Here is a 3,247-nt window from a genome sequence, read left to right as displayed (position 1 = left end):
GCTTCGCCGTCTTGACCCCTACTGACACCCTTTTCAAACACCCTCTGAGAGGTCGGGGCCTCTCGGGGGTCGCGGGTCTGGGAATCCAGGTCGCGACCCTGCCGCAGGCTGGTGAACCTGACGGTGCGGCTCTGTGCGTATTCGGTGCCGCTCCCGACCAGCAGAACACGGGTGCCGGCCTTGCCTGGAACGTCGGCGTTGCTCGACGGACTGGACGGCGACAGTGTTGCGGGACTTGGGGTACATCGCGTGGGTGGAAGTGACGGGGGTTGGCGAACGGACGGACTCCAGGACCGGCCAGGCGACCATGGCGGAGATGGTCCTGTGCCCCGGGCTTCTGGGGTCCGGGGCGGGAGATCCGCCGGAGTATCCTTTTCGCGCCCCCTGCTCGCCTGGCCGGGTGACGGACCTGCCGAGCCCTTGTTCAAAGGCTTCCGCCCGAACGGCGCCCTGGGTCCAATCGCTCAGGAGTGTCGTCGGACAGGGTCAACCCTTGCGGGACAGGCAGGGCATCTGCACAGTTGGGCGGACGATCGCCATCAGTGTCGCGACCGGCAACGGCCACGTGGTCATACCGGTATGACCCTGGATGGAGTCAGGACGTGACCCAGGACCACTGCCCCCCCTCTTTGGCCGGTCAAGCGGACACCCTGCGCTGCTGCGCCTATTCATACGGAGTCCGATGAAAGGGTGCCCTGAACACCCAGAAATCCGACCGGAGGGACTTGAAAAGCTGCGCAGCAGAGAAGGAAAAACGGCGGGTTCCGGGCGATGGATGCACATCCAGCGCTTTCCTGGTTGTGCACGAATCAGTCGGCAGTCCGTATCAGTCGTCCTGCGACTCTCGGATGACGTAGTCAATCGTGTGCGGGCCATGGGTTCCGGACAGCCACCTGGCTGCACGCATATGCGTCACCTGCTGACGCGGAAACGTGGCATGGTGAAGGCGTCATGAATACGAGCAGTGTCCGGCGCACGTGGGGGCAGCTCTGGAAGAGCAGGGTCCCCCGATGAGCGCGGCCCACCGGGTCACGTGGGAGGGTGGGGGAGAGCCTGGGGCGGATGCTCTCCCGGTGATGTCGCTGGAGCAACTCCAGGACGTTCGCGAGCTCCTGAAACGGCACGACGAGGCGAGTGCACAGCTCAGCCGTCACCGGGACGCTCTGCGCGTGTGGGGCGGCGCGGACGTCGGCGGACCGGCGCTGGGGTGGTTGCTCGCCTCCGAGCTGCCTCCTGCGGTCGCGACAGGAATGGCGGCATGGCGCGAGGCCTCGGTCCAGCTGCGCCGTCTGGAACAGGACTTGCAGGACCATGGGCAGGAGCAGCTGGCCCTCACCGCTCGCCTGGAGGCGTTGCTTGGGCAGCAACGGGAGCAGGCGGCTCTCGAAGCCCGCCTGCAGGCCCTGGAGCAGCTCGGCCCGCTGGCGGACCGGCTCCTGGTCACCAGGACGCGCCTTTCCCAGCTGGTCACCCAGCGAGGCGAGCGGCGGGGGCGTGGTCTGGCCGGACTGTGGGGAACACTCTCCGGCCAAGCCGCCGCGCTTCAGCGGGAGATAGACCAGGTCCGGCATGCGGAGGACGAGGGCTGGACCACCTACCGGATGAAGGCGACCAGCCTGGGGCTGATCCCTGTTCTGGACCCGGATCAAGTGGGGTTCCATTTGGCCCAGACGCGGCAGGCCCGGACAGAGCTGGTGCAGCGGTCGGAAGCCCAGCGCCAGGAGCTAGGGAAGAGGCAGCGTGCCCTCGATGTTCGCGTCCTGGACACCCAGCAACGATTGTCAGCGGTCCAGGCCCGCGCTGCCGCGACGTGGGCTGAAGCGCAGCGTCTGCACGGTGTTCCGGACTGGTCCATCTGGGACGCGCTGTGGCAGCGGCGTGAGGAGGCCCGGGTGCTGTGGCGGGTGGGGGAGGAGGCTCACCGACGCTGGCAAGAGGTGACGCGGGCCCTGGAGGGCGTCTGGTCCGGGTGGCCCCCCGATCTGCGAGGCGCCGAGGCCCTGCGCTGGAGCCTGCCCCAGCTTGAGGCAGTGGCCCTGGCGCGGGAGGCCGGGGCCAGGCGCCGCGAGGAGGAGGGACGGCACCGGACCGGGCTTCTGGCCACCTTGCACGGACGGTTGACCATGCTCGTCGCCGGGGAACGGGCCAGGCCAGCTGGAGCGGAGCAGCGTGATGGGCCTGAAGGGGACCAGGAGGTCAGTAGAGCCACGGCCACGCCACCCACGGCATCAGCTCTGCCGCTGCCACATCGTCAGACGGGCGCGGAAACTGGAACCTTACCCGCTGCCGCGCGGCGCGGCGCGGTGGCCCCCGGCTCGTCCCCAGTGTTGGAACGCGGCCAGCTGGAGGTGGCACGCCTCCTCCTCATGCGGCACGCCACCGCGGCGGGGCAGGCTGCCATGTGCCAGGAGGCGCTGGAGGAGTGGGCCGGACCGAACCAGGGCGGCCCACTCCTCGCGCTGCTGGTGAGCCAGCCGCTGCCCCCCTCTCTGGTCCAAGCGCTGGCGGAGTGGGACGACCTGCGCGAGGCTGCGAGAACGAGCCTGACCGGGCCGGAGCAGGAGGCCCACGACCGCCGCGTCCTCCGCTGGGAAACGGCCTGGTCCGAACTGCGCCGCACCCTGGGGGTTCCAGCGCAGCCCGAGGACTGGCACCGCCTGTGGGCCAGCCGTGCGAAGGCGGAGACGCTCTGGACCCAGTGGAAGCAGGCTCAGGGCCGGATGATGCAGCTGGAAGGGGAGATGACGCCGGTGTGGGCCCGGTGGCCCCTGGCGCAGCAAAACGTAGCGGCCCTGCGGCAGGCGCTGGAAGCGGCCGCGGCGGACACCGGGCCAGGAGCTCCCCCGTCAGGCAGCGCTGCGTCCAGGCCGGCTCCATCGGGCCCCCCACCACCGGCGCCCGGTGCCGGAGGCGTCCCCGCCCCGCGCACATCAGGCGCCGCGCCCCTGTCCACCTCGTCTGCGCCCAGGCCACCACTTCCCGGGCAGGGCGACCAGCCCCGGTTTCCCGGTGCGGCGCAACCGAACAGGCCCATGGGCCACCCGCCGGCGCCCCCCCTCACGGCTTCGCCGACGCGCACGCCCCTGCCCCGGGTGCCCGAGCCCGTCCCCTCCAGTCCCGGCCCCGCTACGCCCGACCTGGTCGTGGACGACCAGCCCGACCCGCTGCCTCCCTTTGCCTCCGGGGCCCAGGCCTCCCGGCCTCTGCAGCCCACACCGCCCCGGCCCGGCCAGGTCGCCCAGCCGGG

General features: G+C 70.7%; 1 pseudogene. It reads left to right on the top strand.

The window, feature by feature from the left end:
* Positions 1–1,010 precede the first annotated feature (1,010 nt).
* A pseudogene (locus QOL99_RS16000) lies at positions 1,011–3,247 on the top strand (hypothetical protein); the annotation flags it as partial.

This window comes from Deinococcus rhizophilus, assembly GCF_030271215.1.
GTDB classification, from domain to species: Bacteria; Deinococcota; Deinococci; order Deinococcales; family Deinococcaceae; genus Deinococcus; species Deinococcus rhizophilus.
Note: the sequence above shows the minus strand (reverse complement) of the source record. Positions and strands in the feature narration are given on the sequence as shown.